General features: G+C 59.9%; 22 protein-coding genes and 1 pseudogene. 5 read left to right on the forward strand and 18 right to left on the reverse strand.

Annotated features, from left to right (window positions below; translation table 11 throughout):
• Nucleotides 1–12 precede the first annotated feature (12 nt).
• From AC0V6U_RS04455 to AC0V6U_RS04530, 16 genes and pseudogenes are all read right to left on the reverse strand, one after another.
• The gene (locus AC0V6U_RS04455; RefSeq protein ID WP_472644989.1) at nt 13–666 is read right to left on the reverse strand and encodes a trimeric intracellular cation channel family protein; all 654 of its coding nucleotides are present in this window, start codon (nt 664–666) and stop codon (nt 13–15) included.
• A complete protein-coding gene (locus AC0V6U_RS04460; protein ID WP_472644990.1) occupies nt 663–1,370 on the reverse strand; it encodes a PepSY domain-containing protein in 708 nt (235 codons plus the stop codon). Before AC0V6U_RS04460 ends, AC0V6U_RS04455 begins: the two co-directional genes overlap by 4 nt.
• Before the next feature lie 23 nt (nt 1,371–1,393).
• The gene (locus AC0V6U_RS04465) at nt 1,394–2,755 is read right to left on the reverse strand and encodes an amidase family protein (protein ID WP_472644991.1); all 1,362 of its coding nucleotides are present in this window, start codon (nt 2,753–2,755) and stop codon (nt 1,394–1,396) included.
• A gap of 99 nt (nt 2,756–2,854) precedes the next feature.
• On the reverse strand, nt 2,855–3,829 hold the full coding sequence (locus AC0V6U_RS04470; protein ID WP_486169383.1) for a serine hydrolase domain-containing protein: 975 nt from the start codon (nt 3,827–3,829) through the stop codon (nt 2,855–2,857).
• A gap of 195 nt (nt 3,830–4,024) precedes the next feature.
• A complete protein-coding gene (lpdA, locus tag AC0V6U_RS04475; protein ID WP_472644993.1) occupies nt 4,025–5,428 on the reverse strand; it encodes a dihydrolipoyl dehydrogenase in 1,404 nt (467 codons plus the stop codon).
• A gap of 179 nt (nt 5,429–5,607) precedes the next feature.
• A complete protein-coding gene (locus tag AC0V6U_RS04480) occupies nt 5,608–5,892 on the reverse strand; it encodes a hypothetical protein (protein ID WP_472644994.1) in 285 nt (94 codons plus the stop codon).
• 44 nt (nt 5,893–5,936) lie between these two features.
• Nucleotides 5,937–6,245, reverse strand: coding sequence for a hypothetical protein (locus tag AC0V6U_RS04485; RefSeq protein ID WP_472644995.1), 309 nt, complete (start codon nt 6,243–6,245; stop codon nt 5,937–5,939).
• A gap of 29 nt (nt 6,246–6,274) precedes the next feature.
• Nucleotides 6,275–7,504, reverse strand: coding sequence for a 2-oxoglutarate dehydrogenase complex dihydrolipoyllysine-residue succinyltransferase (gene odhB / locus AC0V6U_RS04490; protein ID WP_472644996.1), 1,230 nt, complete (start codon nt 7,502–7,504; stop codon nt 6,275–6,277).
• Between the two features lie 10 nt (nt 7,505–7,514).
• Nucleotides 7,515–10,347: pseudogene (locus AC0V6U_RS04495) on the reverse strand (2-oxoglutarate dehydrogenase E1 component).
• Nucleotides 10,348–10,415: 68 nt separating this feature from the next.
• Nucleotides 10,416–11,306 (reverse strand): succinate--CoA ligase subunit alpha, encoded by an 891-nt coding sequence (sucD, locus tag AC0V6U_RS04500; RefSeq protein WP_472644997.1) that lies wholly within the window; start codon nt 11,304–11,306, stop codon nt 10,416–10,418.
• Nucleotides 11,306–11,890: a hypothetical protein gene (locus AC0V6U_RS04505; protein WP_472644998.1), complete on the reverse strand. Its 585-nt coding sequence runs from the start codon at nt 11,888–11,890 to the stop codon at nt 11,306–11,308. Before AC0V6U_RS04505 ends, sucD begins: the two co-directional genes overlap by 1 nt.
• 571 nt (nt 11,891–12,461) lie before the next feature.
• On the reverse strand, nt 12,462–12,764 hold the full coding sequence (locus tag AC0V6U_RS04510; protein ID WP_472644999.1) for a hypothetical protein: 303 nt from the start codon (nt 12,762–12,764) through the stop codon (nt 12,462–12,464).
• Between the two features lie 111 nt (nt 12,765–12,875).
• Nucleotides 12,876–13,838, reverse strand: coding sequence for a malate dehydrogenase (mdh, locus tag AC0V6U_RS04515; protein ID WP_472645001.1), 963 nt, complete (start codon nt 13,836–13,838; stop codon nt 12,876–12,878).
• 368 nt (nt 13,839–14,206) lie between these two features.
• A complete protein-coding gene (locus AC0V6U_RS04520; protein ID WP_472645003.1) occupies nt 14,207–16,183 on the reverse strand; it encodes a putative bifunctional diguanylate cyclase/phosphodiesterase in 1,977 nt (658 codons plus the stop codon).
• Between the two features lie 78 nt (nt 16,184–16,261).
• Nucleotides 16,262–16,600 (reverse strand): hypothetical protein, encoded by a 339-nt coding sequence (locus tag AC0V6U_RS04525; protein WP_472645004.1) that lies wholly within the window; start codon nt 16,598–16,600, stop codon nt 16,262–16,264.
• Between the two features lie 197 nt (nt 16,601–16,797).
• A complete protein-coding gene (locus AC0V6U_RS04530; protein ID WP_472645005.1) occupies nt 16,798–18,024 on the reverse strand; it encodes a cell wall hydrolase in 1,227 nt (408 codons plus the stop codon).
• Nucleotides 18,025–18,208: 184 nt separating this feature from the next.
• Between AC0V6U_RS04530 and AC0V6U_RS04535 the strand changes: the two genes are divergently transcribed.
• The 5 genes from AC0V6U_RS04535 to AC0V6U_RS04555 all read left to right on the forward strand — a co-directional run bounded on the left by AC0V6U_RS04535 (nt 18,209) and on the right by AC0V6U_RS04555 (nt 22,169).
• The gene (locus AC0V6U_RS04535; protein WP_472645006.1) at nt 18,209–19,111 is read left to right on the forward strand and encodes an ABC transporter substrate-binding protein; all 903 of its coding nucleotides are present in this window, start codon (nt 18,209–18,211) and stop codon (nt 19,109–19,111) included.
• Nucleotides 19,108–20,112, forward strand: a complete 1,005-nt coding sequence (locus tag AC0V6U_RS04540; RefSeq protein ID WP_472645007.1) for a FecCD family ABC transporter permease — start codon at nt 19,108–19,110, stop codon at nt 20,110–20,112. Before AC0V6U_RS04535 ends, AC0V6U_RS04540 begins: the two co-directional genes overlap by 4 nt.
• Nucleotides 20,109–20,861 carry an ABC transporter ATP-binding protein gene (locus tag AC0V6U_RS04545; RefSeq protein WP_472645008.1) on the forward strand — a complete coding sequence of 251 codons (753 nt, stop codon included), beginning with the start codon at nt 20,109–20,111 and terminating at the stop codon, nt 20,859–20,861. Before AC0V6U_RS04540 ends, AC0V6U_RS04545 begins: the two co-directional genes overlap by 4 nt.
• An 85-nt stretch (nt 20,862–20,946) precedes the next feature.
• The gene (locus tag AC0V6U_RS04550) at nt 20,947–21,384 is read left to right on the forward strand and encodes a hypothetical protein (RefSeq protein WP_472645010.1); all 438 of its coding nucleotides are present in this window, start codon (nt 20,947–20,949) and stop codon (nt 21,382–21,384) included.
• 182 nt (nt 21,385–21,566) lie between these two features.
• Nucleotides 21,567–22,169 carry an SMI1/KNR4 family protein gene (locus AC0V6U_RS04555; protein ID WP_472645011.1) on the forward strand — a complete coding sequence of 201 codons (603 nt, stop codon included), beginning with the start codon at nt 21,567–21,569 and terminating at the stop codon, nt 22,167–22,169.
• 147 nt (nt 22,170–22,316) lie between these two features.
• Here AC0V6U_RS04555 and AC0V6U_RS04560 read toward each other — a convergent pair whose 3' ends face one another.
• Together AC0V6U_RS04560 and AC0V6U_RS04565 are read right to left on the reverse strand one after the other, a co-directional pair.
• Nucleotides 22,317–23,165: a hypothetical protein gene (locus AC0V6U_RS04560; RefSeq protein ID WP_472645012.1), complete on the reverse strand. Its 849-nt coding sequence runs from the start codon at nt 23,163–23,165 to the stop codon at nt 22,317–22,319.
• Nucleotides 23,166–23,507: 342 nt separating this feature from the next.
• Nucleotides 23,508–23,762, reverse strand: coding sequence for a hypothetical protein (locus tag AC0V6U_RS04565; protein ID WP_472645013.1), 255 nt, complete (start codon nt 23,760–23,762; stop codon nt 23,508–23,510).
• Nucleotides 23,763–23,819 lie beyond the last annotated feature (57 nt).

Consider the following 23,819-nt stretch of genomic DNA (forward strand, 5'->3'; position numbering starts at 1 on the left):
GGAAGGGGCGGGCTATTCCGCCCCTTTTTTCGTGGGGCTCTCGCGGTAGGACGGCAGCGAGATCTGCCACACGACCGCCGCCACACGCAGCGCATAGCCCGCCGCAAACGCAATGCCCCACACGGCAATATTGAGCAGGCCCAAATGCGGGGCGGCTAGCATTCCGGCTACTGTTAGAGAGGCGCTCAGCGCTGCTGCTGTGACGTATAGCTCTGGCCGCATGATCACCGATGGGCGGCCCGCCACGACATCGCGGATGATCCCGCCGACACAGCCGGTGATGATCCCCATCAGCGCAGCGGGCACGGGCGGAATGCCATAAGCGGTCGCCTTTGCCGCGCCCAGCACCGCATAGGCGGCGAGGCCAGCGCCGTCGGCGATATCGAACAATTTGCCTTCCCAGAACCGGGTCGGGGTGAACCAGGCGAACAATGCGGTGGCGAGGCAGATCGCCGCCACCCACGGGTCCGTGATCCAGAACACCGGCGCATCGATCAAGAGGTCGCGCACTGTGCCTCCACCAACGCCCGTGACCAGCGCGAAGAACGCCATGGTCACAAAGGTCTGGCGTTCCTTGGCAGCGATAACCGCGCCAGACAGAGCAAAGATCGCGATGCCGACGACATCGAGAATATCGAGAACCGGGGTGAGGATTTCCTCGTTCATGACTGCTGCTCCGCGTCCGCACTGCTGCGGGTTTTGCGCCTGCGAAACATCAGAATCGAGCCGAGCAGAGAGCCGATCAGGGCAAGCGCGGCGAACAAGATCAGTGTCGGGTGGCTGCTATCCTCCCGCTCTGACAGGTCCATGATGTGGAGGCCCCACATAAAATCGAACCAGCGCCACCAGCTGGTACGCACCGCCTCGATCTCGCCCGTGTCGCGCCCGATGTAGATATTTGCGCCATCCTCCAGCGCGACCTGCCACACGGGCATGGGACGGCGGAAATCGAACGGGACTTCATTGGCCTCGAAAAAGGTGACGCTGCGCACTTTATCTCCGCCGACGATACGCTTGGCCACTATTGCGCGGGCCTGGGCGCTGTCGAGCGGGGCAATGCGTTCACCGCTGGTCATATCGACCCGGGTCACAGCGCCATCGAGCGTAGTAAGGATCGCGACCGCGCGGCCATCCTGCATCACGGCGCGCATTTCCTTGAGCGCCGCCTCGCTCGTGGCAAGCTCGCTATCGGGCAGGATCAGGGGTTGTTCGGGCGTCTCAATGCGCAGGTGATTGCCGCGCACTTCCTCTATCGGCTTGGCGACCATGAACAGGCCGGTTGCGGTCCACATCACAATTGGCACGCCGACGAGCCAACCGAGCCACACATGCCACTTGGCAAACCGCTGCATCCAGGTTTTGCGGGTCATGCCAAGTCCTTTGTGGGCGAGATCTAACCGTGCAGAATGTCGCCTATGGCTTTGGCTGCGTGGATGCAATCGAGATCGGACCAGCGCGGCCCCATTACCTGCATTCCGCACGGCAAGGTAGTGCCGCGATCGGTGCCGGACCCGATAGGCAGGCAAGTTGCGGGCAGGTTGGGGAAGGTCGCAAGACCCGCCCATGTCAGGCCAGCGCCCGCAGGCATCTCCGCGCCATTGACGTGCAAGGTGGCATCGAAGATCGACCCATCTCGATGCGGCACGGCCAGCACCGGCGCGGGCGGGGCCAGCACAAAGTCATAGCTCTCAAACACGCGTTCCCACGCGATTTCATTGCGGGTTTGCGCGTCGAGCAGGTCAAACCAATCGGTCGCGCTCGCGCGTTTGCCATTGGGCGCAGGGGCGCCGCGCGCCATCGCGGTGTTGAGCATCCGCAGATAATCCGCCTGCTGCTGAGCAAGGTCGGGCAGCAGATCGCTGCTCCGGTCGATGCTCACACCAGCGGCCTCCAGAGCCGCGAGTGCAGCCTCCGTCGGCGCGCGCACGCTGTCGTCAATCGGGCTGTCGGGGAAATCGAGTACCGCTAGCAGACGGCACTGTTTCAGCGGCTTTCCGCTCTCGCGCAGCGGCATGGAGGCCCCAATCCGCATCAGCGCGGCAAGATCATCGGCATTGCGCGCCAATGGCCCGGCAATCGACAGCGCGCCATCATGCCCGTCTTTGCCCCTCATCGCCGGGTGATCGTGGCCATGCTTGGAGATCAGACCCCAGCTGCTCTTATGCCCCCAGACCCCGCAGAAATGCGCCGGTACGCGGACAGAGCCGCCAATGTCTGTGCCAAATTCGCAAGGCACCATTCCGCTGGCGACGGCGGCCGCAGACCCGCCGGAGGATCCGCCGGGCGAGCGCTCGTGATCATGCGGATTGTTGGTGCGGCCATAGACCGGGTTGTTCGATTGCCAATCGGTGAGATCGGGCGGGACGTTGCTTTTGCCAATAAAGATGGCGCCAGCGGCCTTGAGCTTCGCCACGAGCTTTGCATCGCGCGTGGCGATATTGTCCGCAAACTGCGTGTGGCCCCAGGAAGTCGGCAGGCCCGCAATGTCGAAGCTTTCCTTGATCGTCATCGGCACGCCAAACAGCGGCTGATAGTTCGGGTCGCCTTTTGGGCGCGGCGTCACCCCGTCAAGCGCGCGAGCAGCTTCACTAGCGCGCTCAAAATCCGGCACGGCCAACGCATTTACATGGCCATCAAAGTGCTCAATTCGGATGATCGCAGCGTCCACCGCTTCCGCCGGGCTCATTTCACCAGCACGAATAGCAGCAGCCGTTTCGAGCGCGCCGGGTTTGTCGGTCAGTGTTGGATAGGCCAAATGATCATCCCCTCACGCCCAGTTCTAGGGGCGAGAGGGGACAGGATCAATTGCCGTATTTATGCGGGCGCAAACTTGAATGATGAGGTGCGAGGAGGCTTACTTACCCAGGGATGCTTGAAGCAAGCCCATGCCGAGCTTGGCTGCTGAGCCACCGTTTAAGTTTGCAAGAACTACGACAGTGGTTTTGTTTTCCGGATTATGGCCAAGAAATGCATTGAACCCTTCAATCCCTCCACCATGCCAGATTAAGCGGCCATCCGGCGTGTCAGTGATCAAAAGACCCATTGCATATTTAGCGCCAGCGACCGCTTCGAACTCGCTGGGGGTCGTCAGTTGAGCAAGACTGGCCTCGGACAACACTTTGCCGCCAAACAGGCCGCGCTGCCATTTCCGCAAATCGCCCGTGGTCGAATAAAGCGCTCCGGCACCGGCTGGGATGGCCATGTTCACATATTCAGCGTTCACAATTCCGTCTTCGGAAGGCGAGTATCCCGCCGCACGCATCGGGAGGATCTCTGAGCTGCGATCAATACCTGTCGAGTCCATACCAAGCGGGACAAAAATGTTCGTCTTGACGAACTCCTGGTAGCTCGTTTTGCTCACTGTCTCGACGATCCTTGTGAGGATCACGAAATTTGAGTTGGAATAGCTCCATTGAGAACCGGGTTTGAAATCAAGCGGTAGATTGGAAAACATCGCGATCAATTCATCCTGCGAGGTGGGCAGGAATTTTTGAGTGCCAAACTCATCCAATGAAGTGACATTTGGCAAGCCGGACGTGTGTTGGAGTAAATTGCGGACCGTGATCCCGCTCCAAGTCGCGGGCGCATTAGCGATGTATTTGCCGATTGGATCGTCAACATTGATCAGTCCGCGTTCTTGCAAAAGCAAGATGGAAACGGCGGTGAATTGCTTCGTAACAGAGCCAATGCGAAAGCGTGTTTCACTGGTGTTGGCGATATCCCATTCCAGGTTTGCTGACCCCCACGCTTGGTTAAGCAGAACCTCATCTGACTTCGCGACGAGGACTGCACCCATATAGGCGCCGCTGTCCGCTTCTGGTTCGACCACAGCAGCCAGTTCTTCTGTGCTCTGCGCATGGGCGCCAGGACAAACTGCCGCGAGTGCCAGCGGGGCAAGGGATAGGTGTACTGCTCTAGTTAGTGATCGTGCAAACGTCATGCGGAGCTCCAGTGTGTTGGTGTATTACAATATCAACACACATAGCCTAATTCGGGAGCGACGCAAGAAGCTCAAACTTCTGGGTCACATATGGATGGGCTTGCCCGTTACGGCCATGGCGGCCTCTTTCACGGCCTCGGCGTGCGTCGGGTGCGCGTGGCAGGTGTAGGCTATGTCTTCTGACGTTGCGCCGAACTCCATCGCGACCGCAGCCTCCGCGATCATCGTTCCGGCCAGGCTGGCAACGATGTGCACGCCCAGCACGCGGTCTGTTTCGGCATCGGCGATGATCTTCACGAAGCCATCGGTGTCGCGGTTCGCCTTTGCACGGCTGTTCGCCATCATCGGGAACTTGCCGACTTTGACCGTGTGGCCTGCTTCTTTCGCATCTGCCTCCGTCATGCCGACATCGGCGAATTCTGGCATGGTGTAGACCACGCCCGGGATCACGTCGTGATTGATGATGCCAGTCTCGCCTGCGACGTTTTCTGCGCAGGCAATGCCTTCATCCTCGGCCTTGTGGGCGAGCATCGGGCCGGGGACACAGTCGCCGATGGCCCAAACGCCGTCCACTTTTGTGCGGAAGTCGTGGCCAACCTCGATCTGGCCGCGCTTGTTGGTTTCAATCCCGATCTTGTCGAGCGCCAGGCCTTCGGTGTTGGGCTGGCGTCCGATCGAGACAAGCACGTGGCTGGCTTTGATCGTTTGTTCGTCCCCTCCGGCGGATTTCTCCACGCTCAGCGTCACGCCCTTGGCGGTCGCCTTCGCGCCGGTGACCTTGTGGCTAAGCATCAGCTCCATGCCTTGTTTCTTGAAGATCTTGCCCGCTTCCTTGCGAACATCCGCGTCCATTCCAGGCAGCAGCTGGTCGAGGAATTCGATCACGGTGACCTTCGCGCCGAGGCGCCGCCAGACTGACCCAAGCTCAAGCCCGATTACGCCGCCGCCAATGACGACAAGGTGCTCTGGCACTTCTTCAAGCTCCAGCGCGCCGGTGCTGTCGACGATGCGTTTCGCAGCATTGTCGACCTCAACGCCGGGCAGGGGAGTGACCGAGGATCCGGTGGCGATGACGATGTCTTTTGCGGTGACGGTGTCTTTGCCAACTTTTACCGAATGCGCATCTTCAAACGCGGCGTGGCCCTTGATCCAGGTGACTTTGTTCTTCTTGAACAGGAATTCGATGCCGCCCGTGAGCTCACCCACGGCCTTGTCCTTCTCCGCCATCATCACGCCCAGATCGAGCTTTGGCTTGGCGGTGATGCCCCATTTGGCGAAGTGGCCTCCAGCGGCCTCGTCAAACAGCTCAGAGCCGTGAAGCAGCGCCTTTGACGGGATGCACCCGACGTTGAGGCAAGTGCCGCCCAGCGTCTCGCGGCTTTCAACGCAGGCCGTTTTCAGGCCCAGCTGCGCCGCGCGAATTGCGGCGACATAGCCGCCCGGTCCAGCGCCAATGACAAGGCAATCGTAGTCGTAATTCTCAGCCATCAGTAACTCCGCTCATCCTGAGCTTGTCGAAGGATTGTCCTTCACTTGGTGTCCGTTGCTCAAAAGTGGAGAGCAGGGCTTCGATAGGCTCAGCCCGAACGGATTAGTGTGCGTTGCGTCCCAATCAATCAGCATCCAACTTGGATACTTGATCGCTTCCTTGATGTTCCGTGCAGGCCTTAGCCTTCTGCGGCCACGCCCGTTTCGGCGATGCACGCGTCCATAATTTCTTTTGATTTAGCAGGAAGAGGGGCGAGTTCCATGCCCACCTCTTCGATGACTTTGCCAGCGCCGCAATCGCACACGGTCTTGGCGGTGTCTTCATCCGCGCCGGTGGCAACGGCGGACTTCACGCAGGATTCGACGAAGTTGGTGCGGAATGCCGCCTCTTGGTCTGCGTCTGAAGCACCGCAAGCGGTGAGTGTGACAGCCGAGGCGGCGATGATTGCAAATTTGATACGCATAAATTGTCCCTCCAAAACTCGTAAAACCAGTTCGTGCATTCGATCTAGATACTGGCCTTGGCTTCGCATTCGTTGGTGATGGATTTGAGCTCGTCTTGGTCGATCTCTGCACGCTCGCCGAACCCATCTGAAGGCAGGTCAGTTACCTCCACCATGCCATCGGCAACGCAGTTGCAGACGGTTTCTTTTTGTTCAGCAGACACGCTGCCGCCGATGTAGTTCATCGAACAAGAGCCATACATGCCCGTTCTGAAATGCTCTTCGATCTTCGCCTCAAGCTCTGGATCGCCGCCGCAAGCGGTGAGGGCAGTCGCGACCGCGCCAAGGATGAGAGTGGTGGTGAATTTCTTCATGTGCTTTTCCAATCGTGTGATGGAGTGACTTAGAGGTCGATCAGCATCCGGGTTGGATCTTCGATCGCTTCTTTGATGATTTTCAGCGCGGTCACAGCTTCGCGGCCATCGATCAGGCGGTGATCATAGCTGAGCGCGAGATACATCATCGGGCGGATGACAACCTCTCCGTTGATCGCGACCGGGCGGTCCTCGATCCGGTGCAGGCCGAGAACGGCGCCTTGCGGAGCGTTGATGATCGGCGTCGACATCAGCGATCCAAACACACCGCCATTGGAAATGGTGAAAGTGCCGCCGGTCATATCGGCCATGGTCAGCGTGCCTTCCTTGGCGCGCTTACCAAAGTCGGCGATGTCTTTCTCGATCCCGGCAAAGCCCTTCTTGTCGCAGTCGCGAACGACCGGGACGACCAGTCCATTGGGCGCGGAAACCGCGACAGAGATGTCGACATAGTCGTGATAAACGATCTCATCGCCTTCGATATACGCGTTGACCGATGGCACATCCTTCAGCGCGAGGCAGGCGGCCTTGGCGAAGAAACCCATGAAGCCGAGGCGGATATCGTGCTTCTTGGCGAACAGGTCCTTGTACTTGCTGCGCGCTTCGATGACTGCGCTCATGTCGCAATCGTTGAAGGTGGTGAGCAAAGCAGCGGTGTCCTGCGCGCCTTTCAAACGTTTTGCGATGGTCTGGCGCATCCGCGTCATCTTTACGCGTTCGTCATTGCGGCCAGCGCTTGGCGCGGCTGTACCAGCGGGCGCTGCAGCGGCCGGGGCAGGGGAGGCCGCTGGTGCAGGATCGCCCTTTGCCTTCGCCGCGGCAAGCACGTCTTCCTTGGTCAGGCGGCCGTCTTTGCCGGTGCCTTTGATGGTCGAGGGATCAACGCCGTGCTCCAGCACCGCGCGGCGGACCGCAGGGGAAAGCGTTTGCGCGGCGGCCTGCAGATCATCGGAGCCTTCCGCTTTGGCTGCTGGCGCCGGGGTGTCTGCCTTGGCTGCGGACGCAGGGGCGCTGGCTGTTGCACCCGCTTCGATCACCGCGAGGACCGCGCCAACTTCGACTGTGTCGCCGACGGCGGCTTTATGCTCGGTCAGGACACCTGCGATGGGCGAGGGCACATCAACGGCGACCTTATCGGTCTCTAGGCTGACAATCGGCTCGTCAGCGGCAACCGCGTCGCCGGGCTGTTTGAGCCATTCGCCAATAGTGCCTTCGGTGACGGATTCGCCGAGCGCTGGGACTGTAATATCTTGGGCCATAATGGGTTCCTTAGGCCTTTTTCTTGCTGGATTTACTGGATGAATTCGAAAGGCCGAGCGCATCTGCGATCAGCGCTTCTTGCTGCTCTGCATGGCGTTTGGCAAGGCCAGTGGCAGGCGATGCGGAGGCGTCACGCCCGGCATAGATTGGCCGCATGCCATCATGTCCGGCCGCGCTCAGCGATTCTTCGATCTGATTATCGACGAACAGCCATGCGCCATTGTTCTTGGGCTCTTCCTGGCACCAGACGACCTCTTGGAGATTGGTCATGCGCTTAAGCCGCACGGCCAGCGGATCGCCGGGGAAAGGATAGAGCTGCTCAATGCGGACGATCGACACGTCTTTGATCTTCGCTTTGTCGCGCGCCTCGATCAGGTCATAGGCGACCTTGCCAGAGCACAGGACCAGACGCTTGACCTTCTTGTCGTCAATCGCCGTCGTGTCCGACTTGATCCGCATGAAGTGGTGATCGCCGAGGAACTCCTCGCGCGGGCTCTTCGCCATCGGATGCCGCAGCAGGCTCTTTGGCGTCATAATCACCATCGGCTTGCGGAACGGGCGCAGCATCTGACGGCGCAGAACATGAAAATAGTTCGCGCGGCGTGGTGATGTTGCAGACCTGGATATTGTCGTTCGCGCACAATTGCAGGAAGCGCTCGAGCCGGGCGGAGCTGTGCTCGGGACCCTGGCCCTCATATCCATGCGGCAACAGCATGACGAGACCGTTAGCGCGCAGCCATTTGGCCTCGCCGCTGACGATGTACTGATCGATCATGATCTGCGCGCCATTGGCAAAATCGCCAAATTGCGCCTCCCACAGGACCAGTGATTTCGGGTCAGCCATGGCAAAGCCATATTCAAACCCGAGCACGCCGTATTCGGACAAGGTGCTGTCATACACCTCGAACTTGCCATGCGGCAGAGTGGTAAGCGGGATGTATTTGCGCTCGGTCTTTTGATCGACCCAAACCGCGTGACGCTGGCTAAAGGTGCCGCGCCCGGAGTCTTGGCCAGACAGGCGCACGCCATATCCGCCCATCACCAGGCTGCCAAAGGCAAGCGCCTCTGCGGTGGCCCAGTCAAAGCCTTCGCCGGTGCTGAACATTTCGCCTTTGGCCTTGAGCACGCGGCCCAAGGTCTTGTGAATGTCGAGATCGTCCGGCACTTCGGTCAGAATGCGGCCAAGGCTATCGAATTGCTTCGGCTCAATCGCGGTTTCAACGTTGCGCCGCGCGGATTCTGGATCGACCGGCTTGTTGAGACCGGCCCAGCGGCCCGCGAACCAATCCGCCTCATTCGGCTTATAGCTTTTCGAAGCCTCAAATTCCTCGTCGAGCTCAGCGACAAAGTCGTCCTGCAATTGCTTCAAGGTATCGGCCTCGATCACGCCTTGCTCGCTCAAACGCTCAGCATAAATCGCGCTGACTTTCGGGTGAGTGCGGATCGCATCATACATCAGCGGCTGAGTGAACTTCGGCTCATCGCCTTCATTGTGGCCAAACCGGCGATAGCACCACATGTCGATCACAACGTCGCGCTTAAAGGTCTGGCGATATTCGACCGCCAGCTTGCATGCAAAGGTCACCGCCTCGGGATCATCGCCATTCACGTGCAGGATCGGCGCCATCACGCCCTTCGCCACATCCGATGGATAGGGCGAGCTGCGCGCGAAGCGCGGCGAGGTTGTAAAGCCGATCTGGTTGTTGATGATAAAGTGCAGGCAGCCGCCCGTGTCATAGCCGTTTACGCCTGATAGGCTGAGGCTTTCCCACACCACGCCTTGCCCAGCGAACGCGGCGTCACCGTGGATGAGGACAGGGAGAACCTGATCCTTCTTGTCCAGATCGTCGCGGATCGCCTGCTGCGCGCGGACCTTGCCCAGCACAACCGGATTGACCGTTTCAAGGTGCGATGGGTTGGGGACGAGCGACATGTGCACGTCGATCCCGTCAAAGCTGCGGTCGGTGCTGGTGCCGAGGTGGTATTTCACATCGCCAGAGCCGCCAACGTCCTCTGGATTGGCAGAGCCGCCGGAGAATTCGTGAAAGATGACCTTGTATGGCTTAGCCATAACGTTCGCGAGCACATTAAGCCGCCCGCGGTGCGCCATGCCGTAGATGATCTCGCGCACGCCGGAGCTGCCGCCATGCTTGATCACCGCCTCCAGGGCCGGGATCATGCTCTCGCCGCCGTCCAGGCCAAAGCGCTTGGTGCCGACATATTTCTTGCCGAGGAACGCTTCATATTGCTCGCCGCGAACCACCGCGGCCAGAATGGCTCGCTTGCCCTCTGGCGTGAACTGGATCGTCTCGCCGGGGCTTTCAAACTTGTCCTGCAGGAACCGCCGCTCTTCGGTGTCGGCGATGTGCATGTATTCTAGGCCTACCTTACCGCAATAGGTCGCGCGCAAAGTGTTGTAGAGCTCGCGCACGCTGGTCCATTCCAGACCGAGCACGCCGCCGACATAGACCTGAGCGTCTTCCTTGCCCGCAAGGCCGTGGAATTCGAGTGTGAGGTCAGCTGGCACATCGCGGTGTGAGAGACCGAGCGGATCAAGATCCGCTGCCATATGGCCGCGCACCCGGTAAAGCCGCACCAAAGTCATGGCTGCAATCGAAAGGCTCGCAGCCTCTTCAATCGCTGCTGGATCCAGCGCTTTGCCAGCCTTCTTTGCGGCTTTTTCAACCGCCAGCTTCATAACCGTCGGGTCAAGCGCCTGCGTCAGATCATCGGCATCCTCGCCGCCGCTCAGCGGCCAGCGCGCATTGCCCCAGGAAGGGCCGGGCTGCGGGCCTTCCTGATCGATCATCTCGGGGACGAAATTTGGGGTCTCTTGATTCATCGGACTATCCCGTGGGGAGGAGAGATAGGTCCCCGCCTGCGCGGGGACTCAGCTCATTAAAGTAAGGCTCAGGCCATTTCCTTGAGCATTGCATCCAAAGTGGTGCCGAGCTCAGATGGTGAAGGCGATACACGGATGCCTGCGGCTTCCATCGCGGCGATCTTGTCATCTGCGCCGCCTTTGCCGCCAGACACAATCGCGCCGGCGTGGCCCATGCGGCGTCCGGGAGGCGCCGTGCGGCCAGCGATAAAGCCAACGGTTGGCTTGCTGCGGCCCTTGGCGGCTTCTGCCTTCAGGAATTCGGCCGCTTCTTCTTCGGCGCTGCCGCCGATCTCGCCGATCATGATGATCGACTTGGTTTCTTCATCGTCCAGGAACAGGTCGAGCACGTCGATAAAGTTGGTTCCATTGACCGGGTCCCCGCCAATGCCGACCGCCGTGGTCTGGCCCAGTCCGACCATCGTGGTCTGGTGCACGGCTTCGTAAGTGAGCGTGCCAGAGCGTGAGACCACGCCAACGCTGCCCTTTTGGAAAATGCTGCCCGGCATAATGCCGATCTTGCATTCGCCTGGTGTCAGAACGCCGGGGCAGTTCGGGCCGATCAGGCGCGATTTTGAGCCTTCGAGCGCAGCCTTGACCTTCACCATGTCGAGCACAGGAATGCCCTCGGTGATGGCAATGATCAGCTCAACCTCGGCGTCAATCGCCTCGCAAATGGCATCGCCAGCGAAGGGCGGCGGCACATAGATGCAAGATGCGGTCGCGCCGGTTTCAGCCTTTGCCTCGCGCACAGTGTTGAAATTGGGCAGGCCGATATGCGTCGTGCCGCCTTTGCCGGGCGTAACGCCCGCAACCATTTGCGTGCCGTAATCCAGCGCCTGCTGGGTGTGGAATGTACCGGTGTCCCCGGTCATGCCTTGAGTGATGACTTTGGTGTCTTTGTTAACGAGGATGGACATTATTCTACAACTCCTACGGTATCTGATTTGAGGGCTACGCCATCGAATTTGAAAATGTCCGCCAATTGGCTGCCTGGCGGAATGAAGAACACTTGGAAGCTGTCATGGGCAGCTTGCGTGCCCGGCTCCCAATCGGTGATTTGAACGCCGTTTTGGTCGATTGTTTTGGTCGGCTCGCGGTTGAGCCATTCGGCTACCGTCTCTGGCGGTATCGCCCGTGTTTCGCCCATATCGAACAGGCGGCAGGCGCTGACACGTGTGCGGTCTATCTCCACTTCAGATAGGACCACGTACAGCTCTTCGCCGCCGACAGTCTTCTTAAAGACCTGCATTTCGCTCATGGTGCCGCCCGCCTCGGTGACGGCCGATCCGCCAGTTTCCTGGGCGAAGGCCAGAAACATAACGAGCTGCGTGGGGGCAAAAGCGGAACCTTCTTGCCAATCCGCTGCGGTCAGCGACGCTGCGGTCGCCGCTTGGTTTTCAACCGAACCGCAGCCTTCGCGAAAGGCATTGAGCACGTCGATTGCTGGGTATGAGCTATCGACGGTGGCAATTTCGGCATCGCCAAGCCTTGTAATATCCACTCGAAGCACGGATGGTGATTGATTGCGGCCTCTCGTGTCAGCGGGGAACATTCGTGCTGCCAAGAGGGTGCTGATTCCGCCGTTTTTTCTCTCCAAGCGGGCGCGCTGCTGCCAGTGCCGCTTGCATTGTCGGCCTGCCGTCCTACAAAAGCACTCAGGGCGCTAGTCGAGAATTCGCGTGTTTCACCAATGTCATGCAAGCGGCAATAGGCATAGCGCTTACCTGACAAATGTGTGCCCTCAACCGCCTCAATCCGCAGTGTCTCCCCGGCAAGCTCGCCCGTGAAATAGGCGGTCTTGCGGTTTTCAAGCGGTACATCGAAGCCGTCATTGCGGTCTATAACCTGCGCCAAGAGTGCGTCTTCCGATAGCTCAACTGGGGTAAACCCGGCGGCAGAGAGAGCCTCGGTCGTTTGTTGCCAGGATACCAGATTGCCGCAAGCCGATTGAACGCCCGATACCACCGCCACGATTGGGTAGCCATCGTCGCTCGGCGCGGTGTCCGCATGACCTAGATGCGCAACCGCTGGTGTCGCTGCTGCGAGAGCCATCAAAGGGAGAAGGACGCGCTTCATGGGGTGTCGCTGACCTCTGCCGAATTGGCCTTCATCCGCGCGCGAACGAGCACGACGGCGGAGATGATCATGCTGGCAATGCACCCAGCCCACATTGGGACGAGCGGAATGAGGATGAACGCGTGCGGGCCCAATCCAACGAAGGCCAAACCGGCCATCGACAAGACGAGCACCGCAGCGATCGCAATCAGGGCCGACTTCGCATTCATAGAGCGCAGGATAACCAGCCCCAGCACGATCGGCGCAGCGGCAAAGCCGAGCATGAACAGGGTGATCCCCAAGTCGTCAAATTCTATCATACCCGGGCTTCCAAATCAGTAGCCAAAGCCAAACGCGTAGCGCCAAACGCCGTCACTGCAACGGTCGCTGTAGAGGCTGGTGAGGAGAGACGACGTAGGCGCATCAGCGCGTTAGCTCAGCGAGCTATCCAGACCCTTACACGCATCAAGCAGTTCTTCGACCGCATCCACGCTCACTTGGAAGCCTGCCTTCGCGGTTTCGTCGAGTTCGATCTCAACGATCTTCTCAACGCCGTTGGCGCCGATCACAATCGGCACGCCAACATACAAGCCGTCAACGCCGTATTGCCCTTCGAGATAGGCTGCGCATGGCAGAACGCGCTTCTTATCCTTGAGATAGGCCTCGGCCATTTGGATCGCGCTGGTCGCCGGGGCGTAATAGGCAGAGCCATTGCCGAGCAGGCCGACGATCTCGCCGCCGCCCTTGCGGGTGCGGTCGACGATGGCGTCCATCTTCTCTTGCGTGGACCAGCCCATCTTGATGAGGTCCGGCACAGGAATGCCCGCAACGGTCGAATATTCGAGGATCGGAACCATGGTGTCGCCGTGGCCGCCCAGCACAAATGCGGTGACGTCTTCCATCGACACATCAAATTCGTCAGCGAGGAAGTGACGGAAGCGAGCGCTGTCGAGCACGCCCGCCATGCCGACCACTTTGTTGTGCGGCAGGCCAGAAAATTCGCGCAGCGCCCAAACCATCGCATCAAGCGGGTTGGTGATACAGATCACGAATGCGTTGGGGCAGTTGGCTTTGATGCCTTCGCCAACAGCTTTCATCACTTTCAAGTTGATGCCGAGCAGATCGTCGCGGCTCATCCCCGGCTTGCGCGGGACGCCAGCGGTCACGATTACAACATCGCTGCCCGCGATATCGGCGTAGTCGGTGGTGCCTTTGAGGTTTGCATCGAAACCCTCGACAGGGCCGGATTGCGACAGATCGAGCGCTTTGCCCGCTGGCATGCCCTCGGCGATGTCAAACAGGACGACGTCGCCCATTTCTTTCATCGCTGCGAGGTGGGCGAGAGTGCCGCCGATCATTCCAGCGCCGACGAGTGCGATCTTATTGCGTGCCATGTTCTTGCAAAAACCCTTCTGTAGATATCGGCGGGACGAAAGCTAAGGTGTTGCATATGTGATGCGCAGCGACCGTCCCGAGCAGCTGATACATCTGCATTTCGTAAGATGGATTAAGCCTGCGGATAGGGGATTGCAACCGGCAAAGGCCTTGATGTCGCAACTATTTTCGCAAATAGTTCGCAGTAGCGATAAGCTGTGAATAACCAGCGTGGCGCGCGCGCTTTTGCGATGCTTCACGAGTGTCTAAGTCGCTCGGGATGCGCGGTAGAATGCAAATCGCAGCGCTAGTCGCTGTGCGATCAGCTGTCTTTCAGGGAAAGGGCGTAGTGAAAACCGCCTGTTCGGCGCAGCGTTCGCGGCTCGGGCTAGCCGGTGATGCGTTTGCCCGCGAGCGGGGCTTCGCCTTCGCGCTCTTGCTCCAGCAGCATGGCGGCGAGATAGTCGGGCACGGCGCGGCTGAAATAGAAGCCTTGGCCCATATTACACCCGGCGGCGCGAACGGCCTGTACCTGTTCAATGGTCTCCAGACCCTCGGCCACGATGTCCATTCCCAGGGTTGAGCCCATTTCGGCCACAGCCCGGATAATCGCATCGCTTTTCTGCCCGACATTGGGGCCAGAGACGAAGCTGCGATCGACCTTAATTTTCTTGAACGGGAATGAGTTGATATAGCCGAGCGAGGAATAGCCCGTGCCAAAATCATCGAGAGCAAAGCGGACGCCAAGTGACGACAATTCCTGGATGAAATTGCCGGTAGCGTGATTGTCTTCGACAAACAGGCTTTCGGTCACTTCCAGCTCTAGCCGGGCAGGATCAAGGCCTGCTTCACGCAGAGCGTTGCGGATTGCCAATGCCGCGCCCGGTGCGCGGATCTGCAATGGCGACAGGTTGACCGCGAGAGAGATATCCTCGGGCCACTGCGCGGCGGTGCGCGCGGCCTGCGCCGTGATCCAATTGCCCAAGGTGACAATAACGCCGGTTTCTTCGGCCACGGGGATGAACTCGTCAGGGCGCAGCTCGCCCTTTTCCGGGTGGAACCAGCGGATGAGAGCTTCAAACGCGCGGATTTTGCCGGTCTCCAGATCGATGATCGGCTGGTAGAAGATCGAGAGCTCGTCGCGTTGCAGCGCGGTGCGCAGCTCGTCTTCAATTTCCCGTCGGCGCACAAGGTCGCGGGTCATAGATTGGTCGAAGAATTGCGTCTGCGAGCGGCCGCCCACTTTCGCATGATAGAGAGCAAGGTCGGCGCATTGCATCAGGCTGTCCGCATCTGCGCCATCATCCGGCAGCAGGGCAACACCCACCGAGGCGCGCACTTCCAGGCGGTCGCCATCAACGCGCACGGGGCGCATGATCTCTGCGTGGATTTCGCTGGCGAGCCGCTCCGCATCCAAACGGCTGTCGACCGGGCAGAAGACAATGAACTCATCCCCGCCAAAGCGCGATACGGTGGCCAGGTCAGGCGACACTTCGCGCAGGCGGCTGGCAACTTCGGTCAAAACCCGGTCCCCGATTGGGTGGCCGAGCAGGTCGTTCACTTCCTTAAACCGGTCGAGATCGACCCAGAACAGCGCAAGCCGCGTGTCCTCATTCACCGTCATCATGGTTTCAACCATCGCGTGATTGAGCCCGGCACGGTTGGCGAGACCCGTCACCACATCGGTGCGGGCGAGGACTTGCATTTTGTCAGCAAGCTTTGCGCTTGTTTCGGCCGCGGCGATGGAATCGCGCAGCACCTTGAAAACGTTGAATGTGATCGACATCATCGCCGGGATCAGCAGGCAGATGTTGATGAACAGGGCAAGAAAGGCGATCGTGCCAGCGTGGAGCGATACGGCCATGATTGGCGCGCAAACCAGCGCCAATTGCCCCAAGGCGATGGTGGGGCGGCCCGCATTTCGGGCGCAGATACCCACGCCGTAACACAGCGCATTGGCCACCATCAGCACTTCGACCTCAGCGCTCGCCTCAAACCAGATCGTGAGCGAGGCGATGAGGCCGATGGTGAAGGCGTAGCTGAACGCGCCGATTTCATAGATCAGCTCTAGGCTGCGCGTGCTGGCGCCGTTCTCGTCGGCGGACAGGCCGAGGGCGGCAACGACCCTGGCAATCGCGATCACGGTCAGAATAGCGCAGCCGATGTAGAGAATTTTGAGATCGGCAACCCATGCGGCCACCGCCGTACAGGCGATGCCATTGATCGCGCCGATCGCGAGGCTGCCGGGCTGAGTGTAGAGCGTCTTAACCAGCGTCCGCCGAACGCGCTCAGACAAAGTGTCTGAACTTTCCTGCACGCGCATGGCTGCACGGATTTTGGAAAGAGGGCTGGCTTTGCCTGACATAGGTATGGGCTAGCCCAAATTGGTCAAGGCAAGGTTAACACTCTACTTACCAAAAATAAATCGCTTGAACACAGTGATTTAGGAGGCGGGATTGAGCTCCGAAACGCCAGATGGCGCGCCCTCTTGCTGGTCGAGCTCCGCCGCGAGGCGGCGATCCAGCGTGCGCGTGATGCTCAGCCACCAGTCATAGGCCTGGCGATCGCCAGCGAAAAATGCCTCTTGCGCTTGGGCCCGCGCGGCGCGTGCAGCGCCCAGACCGTGTTCGGCAAAATGACGCAGCGAAGCTTTGAAGATCTCTTCGCCCGGAGCCTGATTTCCGTTGTCATTGGCAGGCGCAGCTGTGCGCTCGCTGCGCGCCAAAGCGCGGGCAACGGGCGAACAATTGGGGGTGCGCGCTGCGGCGAAATGAATGGTCATTCGGGCAAATTCCGTCCTGTTGGCACTTGTCGGCGCGCTGTCGATCCCGGCGCGCTTCAAGTTTGATCACGAGGACGGTTCTAAAGGCGAAGGCGCTAAAGCTGCGTGTGAAGATAAGGTTTCCGGCGTGTTAACTTGCGCATAGGTGAAATGAAATTGCGCGGGCATATCGCGCGCAATTGGCAGCGCAAAAGCCGTTATTTGCCCGGAGTTTGCGGGGCAGCCTCAATAGCTTCTGCCGAAATGCCGATACGCTCTGCGGCGAGGCGTTCCGCCTCTTGCGCGGCCAACGCAGCGCCTGCGCTGTCTTTCCATTGGCCCGCGTTGGAATAGGGCGCTTTCACTTGCCCTGCGCCGCGCAGGTTCTGATCCGCCAGCGCGGCGTCAGGTGTGGAAGGCTTAGCATTTGCTGCAGCGTTGGCCGCTCGGCCCGGCGTAAAGGTTGCGCGTGTCCCGCCGTGCGGGGCGGGCACGGCGCTCACTGCTGCTGGCTCAATGCGCGGGGCGGCGCTCGGCGCGCGTGGAGCGGCTCCAGAGGTGCTCACACCCGGCTCATAGCCAGCGTAACTTTGTGTGAAAGCGCTTTTCTTTCCTGCACTTCCGCGGTTTTTGTAGAAACGGTGCGCGCCGATGGTTCCGACGTGATCAAGCGAGCTTGCCCAGTACGGATTGACCCAGAGCGTGTGGTAATGGGTCGCGTGGCCGATTGGGGCGTAGACGCTGCCGGAAAGGGCCTCTGACGCGATCCGGCGCGCGCGGGCCATGCCATTGGCGCTCGGCGTGCGGCGCATGCTGCCATCGCAGGTGAAGGAGAATTGGCAGCCGGTTGAACGCTGCGAACCTTCGAACACCACGCCGCAAACGCTGGCGGGCCAGCTGGTGTGGGCGACGCGGTTCAGAACGACCTGAGCAACGGCGCGTTGACCCGCTTCGCTCTCGCTTGCTGCCTCGTAATAAATGGCCCGGGCGAGGCAGGTCTGCGCGCGCGATTGACTGGCGCCGCCCGCGAAGCTCGCAAATGGGCTGGCGGCGGGACCGACATTGATGAGCTCGCCCAGTTCCCGGCCATCCGCGCTGGTGTCGAGCGGATCAGTGCTGGGCAAAGCGACCAGAGCCTCGCTGGGCGGATCGGCGAGATAGTAGAACGCAGAGCCAGGGAAGCTGCCGCCGGGCGTCTCAAACGGCATTACCGGCACATTTTCATAGGCGATGTAGGGCGCGTCGCTGCCATCCCTCGGCGCATCGCCCGCAATCGCGCCAAAATCGCCGGGGGCCGCCATGGCCGGCACAGCAATCGCTGCGATCAGCACCATCAGACGGCGCTTCATCGGCAATTTGGGCGCGGGCAAGGGCGGCTCACCGCCGGAACGGTCCGGCAGGCAAATCGGCTTTTGCCGGTCAGAGGATTTAAAAAGGGTCCACATGATGCGCGGTGCTGGATTTAGGGCGCGCGCCGGAAATTAGCGATCTGAGGAAATCCACCGTCCCGAAACCGAACACATTGTTAACCCGGATTAACCCCTGGCTTGGGATGGAGTTTCCGGCGCATCTTGCAGCCATGCGTAGAGCCGCCTATCCCATTGCAAAAGAGGGATAAGGATCAGAATCTTGGGTGGGAATGCGCAGGTCCTTGTGACCGCAGGAAAGGCTTGGTCAGCGGCGGTATTGCTCGCCCTTACTGCCGCCTGCAGCGCGCCTGAAGCACCCTCGGATGGTGGCTCAAACGGCCCGCTGAATATGCCCGAGCTGGCGAGCGCAAACCCCTCTTTTGTAAGCCTAAACCCATGTGTTGACGCGATCCTGATCGAGGTCGCCAACCCGGAGCAAATCCTGGCGCTGTCGCATTACAGCCTTGATCCAAACTCCAGCTCCATTGATCCAGCCCGTGCGCGCGAGTTTGCGGTAACCGGCGGGACGGTGGAGGAGGTTGCGGCGCTTAGTCCCGATATGGTGCTGGCGAGCGAGTTTATCGCTCCGCCGAGCCGGGCCGCGCTCACCGATCTGGGCTTTCCGATTGAGCCGTTTGGCATCGCCTCAGACCCGGAGCAGAGCTTTGCGCAGATTGCGCGGCTCGCTGAGCTGGCCGGGCATCCCCAGCGCGGGGAAGAGCTGATCGCGAGGATCAAGCGCGCTTTGGCTGATGCTGCGCCTCCGACCGGCTTTGACGCGGCTTCTGCGGTTCTGTGGCAACCGGGCCAGATTGTGCCGGGCGAGGCCACTTTGGTCAGCCATCTGATGCGCGAGACCGGCTTTTCCAATCACAGCGCCGCGCGGGGCTTTGGCCAAGCGGACTATGTCTCTTTGGAGGGGTTGCTGTCCGATCCACCACAGCTGGTTCTGGTCGCGGGAAGCAGCGCGGGGCAGACGCATCCTTTGCTGAAAGAGCTTACCAGCACTCAGGTGGAAACCTTTGATCCAAAGCTACTTTATTGCGCCGGGCCGACGATCATCCAGGCCGCTGAGCGGCTGAGTGAGATCCGCGAAAACCTGCCCAGCAAGGCCTATCAGTGAACATCGCGGCGCACCGGGCATCCTTGATCTTTGGCGGGCTTTTGGTGCTCGCATTGCCGCTTTCCCTACTGGCGGGGCGGGTCTGGATTGATCCGTTTGCGGTTACAGAGACGGGCAGCAATGCGGCGCTGATCCTGATGGAGCTGCGCCTGCCGCGTGGGCTGCTGGCGATTGCGATTGGCGCAGGTCTGGGCGCTGCGGGTGCGGCGATGCAGGGCTATTTGCGCAATCCGCTGGCCGATCCCGGACTGTTTGGCATTGCGCCGATGGCCGCGCTTGGCGCGGTCGCGAGCTTCTGGTTCGGGGCGGTGCTGCCCGGCGCATTGGCGTCATGGACACTTCCCGTCTTTGCGCTGATCGGAGCGGGCGCGGGCATGGCTCTGCTCGCGCTAATCGCCGGCAGGACGCCATCGGGTCGCGGCGGCGGCCTCGCGCTGTTCACCCTCGCAGGCCTAATGATCGCAAGCCTTGCTGGCGCTGTGACGGCGCTCGCTATTACGCTTGCGCCCAATCCGTTTACCCTGTCGGAGATTGTGCTGTGGCTCAACGGAGCGCTGACCGACCGGTCTTGGCGAGAGGTGATGATCGCAGGCCCGCTGATCGCGGTCGGCCTGATCGTGCTGTCCGCCGCCGCACGCTCGCTCGATGCGCTGACTTTGGGTGAGGATGCGGCGTGGAGCATGGGCGTCGATCCGCGTATGCTGTTGCGCCTGTTGGTGGTGGGCGTGGCGCTGACCGTCGGGGCAGGGGTCGCCGTGGCTGGGATCATCGGATTTGTCGGGCTGATCGTGCCGCATCTGGTGCGCCCGATGACGGACCGGATGCCATCCAGCGTCATTTTACCCAGCGCGCTCGCCGGAGCACTGTTGGTGCTGGTCGCGGATAGTGCGGTGCGCGTTCTGCCGCTGATTACAGAGCTGCGCCTGGGCATCGCGCTGTCTCTAATCGGTGCACCGTTCTTCCTGTGGCTGCTGCTGAAAATGCGCCGGGGGATGCTATGATTTTGCAGGCGCATGATCTCTCCGTCACCCGCGCAGGCGCGCTTGTGCTCGATGATATCGCCGCGACCTTGCTTCCGGGGCAGATCACTGCGATTTGCGGGCCGAATGGGGCGGGCAAGTCGAGCCTGATACTGACGCTCGCCGGATTGCTGCCTGCGGTGGCGGGCGGGGTCTCACTCGACAAGCGCGACATTGCCGCGCTGCATCCAAAGGACCGCGCAAAAGCTATCGGCTATCTGCCGCAATTCGCTGAAATCGCTTGGGATGTTGCGGTAGAGAACATTGTCGCACTGGGCCGGATGCCGCGCGGTGACGGGGGCAGTCAGCGCGGAGAGGACGCCATCGAGCGAGCCATCGAAGCGCTGGCGCTTGGCGATCTGCGCCGCCGCCCGGCCAGCAAATTGTCCGGCGGCGAGCAAGCGCGGGTCTTGCTCGCCAGAGTGCTCGCCGGAGAGCCGCAATGGATCCTGTCCGATGAGCCCTTGGCCGCGCTCGATCTGGCGCATCAGACCGCGCTGATCGGGCATTTCAAGGGCGCTGCGGCGGCGGGCAAGGGCGTGGTGCTGGTCGTGCATGATCTGGCCCAGGCGATGAACCATGCGGGCCGCGTGTTGGTGCTGGATCAAGGGCGGCTAGTCGCCGATGGCGCGCCGGAAGATGCGCTGACCAGCGAGACCATTGCCAAAAGCTGGGGCGTTCAAACCAAGTGGATCGGCGAGCCGGGGGCGAGGGCGCTGATCACCGCCTGAACTTCAGCTGCAATCCGGTTCAAGTCCCTGTCAGCAAAGCGTCTTTAGCAAACTGGTCATCAAAGCATTGTGCTGGGGAGTGGGTATGAAAAGGTTTCCAATTGCTTGTTGCGTCGCGGCGGTTTTGGCCGCTGCAGCCACTCCGGCCTATGCGTGCCTAGGCCTGCAGTTTGAGTCCGTGGTCTATCCTGTGATGGAGGAGAAACCGGAGAAAAACGACGGAGCCAAAGACGATGTCTTCAAAATCCGCTATTCCGGTGAGCGCACGGGGCGGCAAGATCGGTTATGGCCCAATTTCTACGTCGTTGAAGTGACGGAAGGCAAAATGAAGGGGCAAAAGCTCGCAATTCCGGCCCACGTCACCTCGTGCCATTCGGTCAATATCGAAGACGGCGCAGAGGGCTATGTCCTAGGTATCCTGCAAAAGACCGACCGTGACGGCGAAAAGCTCGACATTCCGATCCTTAGCACAGGCCTTAGCGGCACCGTGCGCAAGGGTTATGAATTCCCGCCGCGCAGCTGAGCACGCTGCTGGTTTCAGCCAACGTGACGCGCGTGCCTAGGCTCGGGCGACTCATCGCAGCTGCGAGGTGACTGACATTGGGTGTGGGAGCGGACGTTAGCGTTTCCAGCAAAGCGGGTATAAAACGAGAGACGGAGGCATGACGAGCGATGCTCCATCGAGTTTCTGGAGAGGGCGCAAAAATGGATTGGAATTCTGTTCGAGAGAAGATTAAGCGGCTCGGTCAGCGAGAATGGCCTGCTGAATGGGGGGCAGAAGAAGAGACAATAATCGGCGATTTTTATGGCTGGTGCCATCGCTATCGTCTGGAAGCGCCAATCGCGGCTGACGAGATCGCCACATTCGAGCGTCAACATAGCATTACTTTACCCGAGGACTACCGGCAATTCCTGACACAAGTGGGCAACGGTGGCGCGGGGCCGGACTATGGGATTCACTCGCTTGGTGAAGGTGAGGAGGAATCGCTTCCAGACACCGTGCTAAAGAACTTACCCGTAGAATTTGCACTCGATGAAGCATGGAACGAAACGAGCCTCCGTGAGAAGCCCGAAAGCTATTACAGCTACGAATTGTTGGCAGGCGCCATTCCCATTGCGACACAAGGGTGTGCGCTGGATTATTGGATGGTAGTCTCCGGCCCGCGAAGAGGCGAGATCTGGCTCGACAAACGCACAGATGGAGACGGCGTGGAGCCGGTTTGCGACGGTGACGGACGGCATATGACCTTTGGGCTATGGTATGCCTCTTGGCTTGAGGATGCCTGTATAAAACACGATATTATCTGAGCAATGACCGCTTCTGGGTCGTAAGCCGAAGATCGGCTGTTGGGAACGAGTGGTGAAAAATCGTTCTGGCAGGAAAGAGGATCAGTCAGTCACGATTGGGAACACGGTTCAAGTCGGCTGGAATCAGTACCTCGCCCAAAGCTCAGCTCAGGCGGTTTGCGCCGGGGCGTAAACCTCTGGCTCGCTGTCGATGGCGCACGGGCCGTTTTCTTCGCCGCATGTGAGCAGCTCAACGAATTTCTCCGCATTGATCGCAACGTCGTCTGGCCCGATTTGGTCAAACGGGTCTTCCAAATGGCTTTGGATGTTGTCGAGACCCGTCAGGATCACCGCGAACAGCACGGGCATCACATAGGTCAGGATGGGCGCTTCATATTCGATCGCCTGATGCGCGAAATAGGGGCCGTAAATGATTGGCAGAATGATGATGAAGAAATCGCTGAAGGCACTGAGCGTGCGCGGTGTGCGATATTGATAGATGTGCTTCACGCTTTCAAACGCGACGATCATCTTGGAAAGATATTGATTGCAGCGGCTGCATTCGCCCGAGGCCAGCCCCTCTGCCCGCATCCGCTTCACAAATTGCGACAGTTCTGAAAACGCGGCGTAGATCGCCTGTTCACGGGCAGGCATTTCTGAACGCTCGCCCTTAAACATATCGCGGCAGCCGGTCAGCAAACGCGCCAGCGCGCCCTCGAGATGCTTGATCCGGTCCTCATTTTCCTCTGGCAGCCAGTCGCGCGCGGCAAAATAGATCGCGCGGCCATGGGCCTTGATCGTGCCATAATCATCCAGCGCCGCCTCGCGCCGCTTGTAAGCATGGCCGATGGAGAACACGATTGGGAAAATCACTGCGGTCGAGATGATCGTCAGCGGGTAATCGGCAACCAGGTTCAGTTGCAGCGAAAACCAGGTGGCAAATACCGCAAGGATCGCGACGCCCAAGGTCTTCCAATTAACAATCAAACCAATTCTTGAAATACGTTCGAGCAGCACGAGCAGCCCCCTATTGTCCGTTTGTGGCGGACTTTAAAGGCAAGAGCTTGAAACAGGGTTAAGCGCAGGTTGAGGCGCGCCTATGGGCGGCGTGCTGCTGATTCCAGCCAATGTGACTCTTGTTTCCAACAGCGACTGACTGACCCTCTTTCCTGCCAGACCGGTTTTTTACCACTCGTTCCCAACCGCCGATCTTCGGCTTACGACCCATTGGTAGACGTTGGCTATCGGCCATGCATTGGCCAGAGGCAGACTGTCAGCGCTCTCCTCGTCCGGCGATGGCAAATGTGCCCGATTTTCGCCCGCGTGATGCAATTGAAGTAATTTCTCAGCAATCAAACCTCATCCAGAAGATGCGATGATATCCATGAAATTGCGCGCTGCTTCTCGCTCGGCTTCGTCCTCGAATGCAATGTCGAGGTCGGGCGCGGCATCCAGGGTGTGCAGCAGGCTCCAAAGGGCAAACCGTTTTCCGGAATCCTCTTCGAGGCCGAAATCGACCAGCATCCTTTCGGTCGCCATGGGGATAGCATCCACTTGCACCTGCCCTAAGTCTGTGGTGCCAAAATAGCGTTGCAACAGGTTTTCAATGTCCATCACTCGGGGCTAAACTTCTCGCGCGGGGATGCAAGTGTTCAATCAATTTGCGGCTTC

It is taken from the genome of Erythrobacter sp. W36 (assembly GCF_057364935.1).

Excerpts from the sequence above, each read along its gene's own strand:
- AC0V6U_RS04455 (WP_472644989.1), bottom strand. The coding sequence starts at position 666 with ATGAACGAGGAAATCCTCACCCCGGTTCTCGATATTCTCGATGTCGTC.
- AC0V6U_RS04460 (WP_472644990.1), bottom strand. The coding sequence starts at position 1,370 with ATGACCCGCAAAACCTGGATGCAGCGGTTTGCCAAGTGGCATGTGTGG.
- lpdA (WP_472644993.1), bottom strand. The coding sequence starts at position 5,428 with ATGGCTGAGAATTACGACTACGATTGCCTTGTCATTGGCGCTGGACCG.
- AC0V6U_RS04480 (WP_472644994.1), bottom strand. The coding sequence starts at position 5,892 with ATGCGTATCAAATTTGCAATCATCGCCGCCTCGGCTGTCACACTCACC.
- AC0V6U_RS04485 (WP_472644995.1), bottom strand. The coding sequence starts at position 6,245 with ATGAAGAAATTCACCACCACTCTCATCCTTGGCGCGGTCGCGACTGCC.
- odhB (WP_472644996.1), bottom strand. The coding sequence starts at position 7,504 with ATGGCCCAAGATATTACAGTCCCAGCGCTCGGCGAATCCGTCACCGAA.
- sucD (WP_472644997.1), bottom strand. The coding sequence starts at position 11,306 with ATGTCCATCCTCGTTAACAAAGACACCAAAGTCATCACTCAAGGCATG.
- AC0V6U_RS04510 (WP_472644999.1), bottom strand. The coding sequence starts at position 12,764 with ATGATAGAATTTGACGACTTGGGGATCACCCTGTTCATGCTCGGCTTT.
- mdh (WP_472645001.1), bottom strand. The coding sequence starts at position 13,838 with ATGGCACGCAATAAGATCGCACTCGTCGGCGCTGGAATGATCGGCGGC.
- AC0V6U_RS04520 (WP_472645003.1), bottom strand. The coding sequence starts at position 16,183 with ATGTCAGGCAAAGCCAGCCCTCTTTCCAAAATCCGTGCAGCCATGCGC.
- AC0V6U_RS04525 (WP_472645004.1), bottom strand. The coding sequence starts at position 16,600 with ATGACCATTCATTTCGCCGCAGCGCGCACCCCCAATTGTTCGCCCGTT.
- AC0V6U_RS04530 (WP_472645005.1), bottom strand. The coding sequence starts at position 18,024 with ATGTGGACCCTTTTTAAATCCTCTGACCGGCAAAAGCCGATTTGCCTG.
- AC0V6U_RS04545 (WP_472645008.1), top strand. The coding sequence starts at position 20,109 with ATGATTTTGCAGGCGCATGATCTCTCCGTCACCCGCGCAGGCGCGCTT.
- AC0V6U_RS04550 (WP_472645010.1), top strand. The coding sequence starts at position 20,947 with ATGAAAAGGTTTCCAATTGCTTGTTGCGTCGCGGCGGTTTTGGCCGCT.
- AC0V6U_RS04555 (WP_472645011.1), top strand. The coding sequence starts at position 21,567 with ATGGATTGGAATTCTGTTCGAGAGAAGATTAAGCGGCTCGGTCAGCGA.
- AC0V6U_RS04565 (WP_472645013.1), bottom strand. The coding sequence starts at position 23,762 with ATGGACATTGAAAACCTGTTGCAACGCTATTTTGGCACCACAGACTTA.